This is a genomic window from Desulfobaccales bacterium (genome assembly GCA_041648175.1).
Lineage (GTDB): Bacteria > Desulfobacterota > Desulfobaccia > Desulfobaccales > 0-14-0-80-60-11 > 0-14-0-80-60-11.
In genome coordinates this window covers 189520-196309 of record JBAZPO010000007.1, presented here as the reverse complement: position 1 = coordinate 196309, position 6790 = coordinate 189520, and the positions used below count along the sequence as shown (strand labels likewise).

6 protein-coding genes are annotated in these 6790 nt (G+C 53.7%); 5 read left to right on the top strand and 1 reads right to left on the bottom strand.

Features of this window, described 5'->3' with window-relative positions:
• From WC600_08895 to WC600_08880, 4 genes are all read left to right on the top strand, one after another.
• Positions 1 to 1180, top strand: a 1180-nt coding sequence (locus WC600_08895) for an AAA family ATPase (GenBank protein ID MFA4902848.1), incomplete at its 5' end; no start/stop codon positions are given.
• A gap of 2 nt (positions 1181 to 1182) precedes the next feature.
• Entirely contained in the window at positions 1183 to 2550 is a 1368-nt protein-coding gene (locus WC600_08890) for a CpaF family protein (GenBank protein ID MFA4902847.1), read from the top strand.
• A gap of 104 nt (positions 2551 to 2654) precedes the next feature.
• Entirely contained in the window at positions 2655 to 3647 is a 993-nt protein-coding gene (locus tag WC600_08885; protein MFA4902846.1) for a type II secretion system F family protein, read from the top strand.
• A 3-nt stretch (positions 3648 to 3650) separates the two neighbouring features.
• Complete coding sequence (locus WC600_08880) at positions 3651 to 4583, top strand: type II secretion system F family protein (protein ID MFA4902845.1); 933 nt, start codon at positions 3651 to 3653, stop codon at positions 4581 to 4583.
• Between the two features lie 97 nt (positions 4584 to 4680).
• On the opposite strand, the gene mdh is transcribed toward WC600_08880, so the two are convergent.
• Positions 4681 to 5610: a malate dehydrogenase gene (gene mdh, locus WC600_08875; GenBank protein ID MFA4902844.1), complete on the bottom strand. Its 930-nt coding sequence runs from the start codon at positions 5608 to 5610 to the stop codon at positions 4681 to 4683.
• Positions 5611 to 5794: 184 nt separating this feature from the next.
• Between mdh and WC600_08870 the strand changes: the two genes are divergently transcribed.
• Positions 5795 to 6703, top strand: a complete 909-nt coding sequence (locus WC600_08870) for a prenyltransferase (protein MFA4902843.1) — start codon at positions 5795 to 5797, stop codon at positions 6701 to 6703.
• Positions 6704 to 6790: the final 87 nt, after the last annotated feature.

The following is a 6790-nucleotide window of genomic DNA, read 5'->3' as shown; positions in this document are numbered from 1 at the left end:
ATTCATTTTTAGTATTTTTTTTCATGATCCAGCAAACCAGGAATACCTTCGTCAAATTATTGATGCTTCCGGTAACGGGCAATTGGTGGATAGTCAAGACCTGAATCATCTGCCTATTCAGGCAGTGAACGGCACCGATGTGGTCTTTTTGGAATATCAGGAGAACAATCCCCAATTAGACCAGTGGATCGAAACTACTGCGGCCGATCCCCATAGCCCCGCCATTTTTCTTTATTTTAAAGAAATCTCCACCACTAACTTGTGGAAAGCGCTCCGCCTCGGAGCCAAGGAATGCTTCACCTTCCCCATTAAGGAGGAAGATTTCCAGAATGCTGTCCAGCGTATCGTCAGCAGGACCGAGATCAGACAGGCTCAGGCCAAGCCCACTCAAGTCATATCTTTTCTGGGGTGTAAAGGTGGAGTAGGCACCACTTTTCTGGTTGCCAATGTTGCAAGCCTCCTGGCCCAGGAAGGTCGGGGCAAGGTGCTGGTTGTGGACCTGGATTTGGGATTCAGTCAACTAAACTATCTTTTCGATGTCCACCCTGAACACACCATGACCGAGTTGGTAGAAAATCTGGAACGCTTGGACAATGCTTATTTACAAAATATCCTCTATCGAGTCGAAAATAATTGTTATCTTCTGCCTGCACCGGCCCGTCTGGAAGAAGCTGAGGCCATCAACGCCGGCCACCTGGAGAAGATTATCCGATTCATCAGGGAAAACCTGGGATTCCGCACTATCCTGATAGATTGTTGTCATCAATTCGATGAGATTACTCTTAAGGCTTTGGAACTCTCCGATATTTTGATGCTGGTGACTGCGCAATCCGTTCCGGCCTTGTCTAATGCCAAGAAGATGCTGGAAATCCTTAACCTTTTGGAACTAAAGGATCTCGATATCGAGGTCTGGGTAAACTTCTGGGACCGGCAAAATGAATTGACTCTGGCTGACTTGGAAGGATTTTTAGGCAAGAAGCTCGCAGGCACCATAACCTGCGATTACAAGCAGGTAGGGTTCAGCATCAATGAAGGCAGGCCTTTGGTACAAGGGAGTCGCCGTCATCCGATATTCGAGGAACTGAAACTGATGGCCGGAAATATCAGCAAGGACAAAACGCTCAAGACCACCAATGGCTCTGGATGGAAATGGCTGCCGCGTCTTTGGGGGAAGAAATAATTATGAGCCTCTTGGACAAAATCCGCCAGCGTCAAGGAGAGGAGCAGGTTGCCCAAACCCCGGCCTTTGGGCTGGACTTGAAGCAAGAACGGGAACGGCAAAAGAAAGATGATACTTTCAATGAGTTGAAAGGCAAGGTTCACCTAAAGCTCCTTAACTTGTTGGATCTTTCCCGCCTGACCGAAGCCTCAGAAAGTGCCCTCCAGGAGGACTTACGCCGAGGAGTCGAGATGATCCTGGCGGAAGATAAGATACCGCTCCCTTCGCCCGAAAAGGAGCGACTCTGTCGGGAAATCAGGAATGAGCTGTTGGGCTACGGGCCTTTGGAACCCCTCCTGGCCGATCCCAGTATCAATGATATTCTGGTGAATAGCTACGATAAGGTGTACATAGAACGACACGGCAAGTTGGAACCCTCTGCCATCCGGTTTACTGATAACGCACATTTACTTAAAATTATTGAAAAAATAGCTGCCGGGGTAGGACGCCGCATCGATGAATCCAGTCCCATGGTGGATGCCCGTCTCCCTGACGGCTCCCGGGTAAATGCCATCATTCCTCCCTTGGCACTTGATGGACCGGCCCTCTCGATCCGGAAATTCTCCCGTATCCCCATAACCGTAGAAGACTTAATCGGATTCGGCGCCGTCACCGCTGACATGGCCGAGGCCCTGAAGGGAATGGTTCGGGCCCGTCTCAACATCCTAATCTCCGGCGGCACCGGTAGCGGTAAAACCACGTTCCTCAACGTGTTGTCCAGTTTTATTCCTTTCGATGAGCGCATTATCACGATTGAAGATTCCGCTGAACTGCAGTTGCAGCAGGACCATGTGGTGCGCCTGGAAACCCGTCCCCCAAATTTGGAGGGTCAGGGAGAAGTCACCCAGCGGGACTTGGTGCGCAATGCCCTGCGTATGCGGCCCGAGCGCATTATCCTGGGTGAGGTACGCGGCGGTGAAGCTTTGGATATGTTACAAGCCATGAATACCGGTCACGACGGGTCTCTTGCCACCATTCACGCTAACTCTCCCCGGGATGCCCTGACCCGCTTGGAAACCATGGTCTCCATGGCTGGCCTCAGCCTGCCCGATAAGGCCATCAGAAACCAGGTTGCCTCCGCCATCCATGTGGTGATTCAACTGGCCCGTCTGAGTGATGGCACCCGCAAAATGATGAATCTGTATGAGATCGTCGGCATGGAAGGAGATATGATCACCATGCAGGAGATCTACTCTTTCAATATGATGGGGCTTACCGAGGATCGCAAGGTGAAAGGACGCTTTGTGGCCAGTGGTATTCGTCCCAAATTTATGAAACGCCTGGAGGGCATGGGTATCACGTTGCCCAGCAGTCTCTTTCAGGATCACTAGCAAGCCTTGATGGCGGGAGACGACTTTCCATAAGCACTTGATCCGGGCCCTTCCCTCCATCTGCTTATGTCGCCCCAGGGCAAGATTCCGTCAGGGAGGCTCTCATGCTCCATGAATTGATCCAGTCCAAAGATTATTCTCTGCTGGTTTTTGCCTTCCTGATTTTTCTGTGCTTTTTCTTCCTCATCAGGGCTATCCTCATGTTCCTGACTGACCCGCAACGCCATCAGCAGCGACGCCTAAAACAGCGCCTCAAAGAAATAGATGGTCTCGAAACGACCCCGAACGTTGCGACACTCCTGAAAAAAAGCACCCTGAAAAAGTCCGTTATGGATGAAAACCTGGACAAATTCAAACTCACCATCCACTTACATACCTTGATGGTCCGCGCGAATTTAACTTGGAAAATGTCGACCTTTCTGGTGATTACCGCTTTGTTTGGGCTGGTGGGGTTGGTGGTGGGGGTGGGGAAATTTGGCATTATAGGGGGCCTAGTCGGCTGCGGGGTGGGGTTGTTCATCCCCTATAATTTCCTGGTTCGCAAGGGCAAGAAGCGGCTGAAAAAATTCGAACATCAACTCCCGGAGGCCCTGGACCTGTTAGCCCGCGGCCTGAAAGCCGGGCATGCCTTTCCATCGGGTTTGCAGCAAGTTGCCAAAGAGATGCCTGACCCTTTAGGGACGGAGTTTACCATTGTCTACTCGGAATTCTCCCATGGCATGGACATGAGTAGCGCCTTGCTCGGCCTCTGTAAACGCATCGAACTGCGGGATTTAAATTTCTTCACGACAGCGGTTTTGATCCAACGGGAGACCGGAGGCAACCTGACGGATATTTTGGAAAAGATTTCAGTCCTCATCCGGGAACGCTTTCAATTACGTAATCAGGTGAACGCCTTAACTGCGGAAGGCCGGCTATCGGGTCTAATCCTCGTCCTGCTCCCTCCGGTGCTGGTTGTCCTCCTGATGTTAGTGAACCCGGGTTATGAGTCCGTGCTCTTCAGGCATCCGGTTGGCCAGGCCATGACTGGCGTCGCCGTGGCCTTTCAGCTTCTGGGGATGCTCCTCATTCGCAAGATCGTCAATATCAAGGTATAGGCAATGTTGATCTTACAGGCCGTTCTCTTTGGACTTTTTATTGGCGGGTTTATTTTCTGCCTGGGTTTTTTTCTGCAACAGCGCAACTCTTTGGCGCGCCGGCGCCTCCAGGCTCCTCTACGTCTCAAAACCGATTTACTGCGGACCCAAGCGGGAGAGAAACCCGCCTTCTTGAGCGCTGACCTGATCAAGAAACTTGAAAAGCAGCTAGACTTGGGGAAAGACAGTGCCAGGATCAAAGAACTCCATAAGCGGCTTATCCGGGGTGGGATTTATAGTGAGCGGGCCATTTCCATCTTTTTTGGGATCAAAATGGGACTGCTCCTGGTCATCCCGGTGGTGGTCCTGTTTTTCTGGTGGGGGCAAACCTCTCAGCGAGGTTTGTTGATCGCGGGCTCCATCGTCCTGTTCATTTTGGGCTATATACTCCCAGACATCATCCTGGATAACCTGATTAAGGCCCGCCAGAAAAAAATTAGGGAAGCGCTTCCGGATACCCTGGATCTGATGGTGGTTTGCGTCGAAGCCGGTCAAGGGCTAAACGCCGCCATCAAACGAGTTTCAGATGATTTGATGGAAAGCAGTCCCATCATGGCCCGGGAATTGCTTATGGTTAATCTTGAGATCATGGCCGGTTTGGAACGGGAACAGGCTCTGAAAAATCTGGGGGAACGGACTGGGGTAGATGAGTTGATTTCTCTCTGTAGTATCCTCATTCAAAGCGATCGCTTCGGAACCAGCATTGGTCAAGCCCTAAAAACCCAATCAGATTATATGCGGACCACCCGGCGCAAAAAATTGGAGGAACTGGCCGCCAAAACGCCGGTCAAACTGGTCTTCCCGCTCTTGCTGTTTATCTTTCCGGCTATCATGGTAGTTGTCCTGGGGCCGGCGTTCATTCGAATCTCTGAGTTCTTCGCCAATTCCGCAAGGTGAACCATCCCCCGGCCTAACCCGGGACTGACTAAGCCGTGGGATGCCAGACTGGAGGGGGGAGGGGTTTGCCTGGCCAAGATCCCTCCCCCAGTTCTTCTTACATCTTCAGCTCGTCCCGGGTCTTGGCCACGGCGGCGGCGGATTTCTGCAGCATTTCCTCTTCGGTTTTGCTCAGTTTCATAGTCAGAATCTTTTCGATGCCACCGGCTCCCAAAATCACCGGGACGCCGAAGTAAAGATCATTCAAGCCATATTCCCCGGTGAGGTAAGCGGATACCGGCACCAAGCGCTTTTGGTCCTTTAAGATGGCTTCAGCCATCTGCACCGCAGCCGCCGAGGGGGCATAATAAGCCGAGCCGGTTTTGAGCAGAGCCACAATTTCCCCGCCGCCTTTGCGGGTGCGCTCTACCAAAGCGGAGATTTGCGCCGGCGCCAACAGGTCGGTAAGGGGAACGCCCGAAATATTGGTGGCGCTGACCACGGGCACCATATCATCGCCGTGGCCTCCCAGGACCATGGCCTGAATTTCCTCCACCGCCACGCCCAATTCCATGGCGATAAAACAGCGATAGCGCCCGGTATCCAGAATGCCCGCCATACCCATAACCCGCTCCCGGGGCAGGCCGCTCACCTTTTTGGCCACATAGCACATGGCGTCCAGGGGATTGCTGACGATAATGAGAAAGGCGTCGGGTGATTTCGCCATTACTTCCTTGGTCACCGTGGCCACGATGTTTTTATTGGTATTGATCAAATCTTCCCGGCTCATCCCCGGTTTCCGGGCGATGCCGGCGGTGATGATGACGACCTGGGAATCTTTCGTGGCCGCGTAGTCATTGGTCCCCACGATCTCGGCATTAAAGCCGAAGACCGGGCGCGCCTGCATCAGATCCAGGGCTTTGCCCTGGGGCATGCCTTCCACCACATCCACGAGCACCACATCGCCCAACTCCCGGGCGGCAGCCCAATGGGCACACGTAGCGCCGACGTTTCCCGCCCCTACCACCGTAATCTTCGGGCGACCCATAATTAACCTCCTCACAAGATAATTTTTGGGAAGACAGACATGGGCAGTCCGAGCCTCCCTGGCAATCCAATTGTCAACCTGTTTTTATTAACCCGTTTACGTTTATCCTGCAACGAAAATCTCTTGGTCCGGCGTTGACAGTTTCCGGCCGAAAGCCCTATAATCGCTTACCGAGGTAATGTTTATGAGATTATCGGTCTATGTGCGGGCTGTACGGCTTCCCTTCCTTACCGGGTCGCTCTTTCCGGTGGCGGTGGCCGCGGCCCTGGCCTATTTCCATGACCACACCTGGAACCTCCTGCGGTTTGGCCTTACTGCTCTGGGGGTGGCAGCCTTGCAGTGCGGGGCCAATCTGATCAACGACTACTATGACTCTTTCGGCAGTGACCCCCTGAACCTTAACGTAACGCCCTTTAGCGGCGGCAGCCGGGTGATTCAGAACCGGCAGATGAGCCCGGCGGCGGTCAAGACCATGGCCCACGCCTTGTTCGCCGTGGGGGTCGGATGCGGCCTCACCTTGATTTACCTGGGCCGGCCTTGGGTGGCCTTTATCGGCCTGCTGGGTTTGGCCGCGGCCGTGTGCTATTCCGCCTCGCCCATGCAGCTCATGAGCGGCGGCCTGGGAGAGGGCCTCATTTTTCTGGCCTTCGGCCCCCTGCTCTCTTGGGGCGCTTATTATGTCCAGACCGGAAACCTCAGCCTTCTGGCTGCGGTGATCAGCCTGCCCCTGGCCTTTCTCATCACCGCCATCATCTGGATCAACGAGTTTCCCGACCTGGAGGCGGATATCGCCGCAGCCAAGCACCACCTGGTGGCCCGGCTGGGTTTAAGGCTTTCCCGCTGGGTCTATGCCGGACTGATGCTGGGGCCTTTTCTCAGCCTCTTTGTCCTCATAGAATTGTTCCATTTGCCCGATCTCATTGTCGCGGGTCTGGTGACGCTGCCCCTGGCCTGGCGGGCCGTACGCCTGGTCTTCCGCACCGCCAATACCGACCCCGAATTTGTCGCAGCCCAGGCCCTCACCATCCAGACCCACTTTTTCATGGGCCTGAGCCTCACTCTGGCATTGCTGTATGCGGCGTGGTGGCGGTGAGGGGAACTGTCTGCGGTCGGCGAAGGCCTGTGTGATAGATGACGACAAAAAATTTGCTTGAGAACCATAGGGAAACCCCGCACAAGT

Bases quoted from the DNA above. Each gene is read 5' to 3' on its own strand.
- WC600_08890 (MFA4902847.1), top strand. From the start codon at position 1,183: ATGAGCCTCTTGGACAAAATCCGCCAGCGTCAAGGAGAGGAGCAGGTT.
- WC600_08885 (MFA4902846.1), top strand. From the start codon at position 2,655: ATGCTCCATGAATTGATCCAGTCCAAAGATTATTCTCTGCTGGTTTTT.
- WC600_08880 (MFA4902845.1), top strand. From the start codon at position 3,651: ATGTTGATCTTACAGGCCGTTCTCTTTGGACTTTTTATTGGCGGGTTT.
- mdh (MFA4902844.1), bottom strand. From the start codon at position 5,610: ATGGGTCGCCCGAAGATTACGGTGGTAGGGGCGGGAAACGTCGGCGCT.
- WC600_08870 (MFA4902843.1), top strand. From the start codon at position 5,795: ATGAGATTATCGGTCTATGTGCGGGCTGTACGGCTTCCCTTCCTTACC.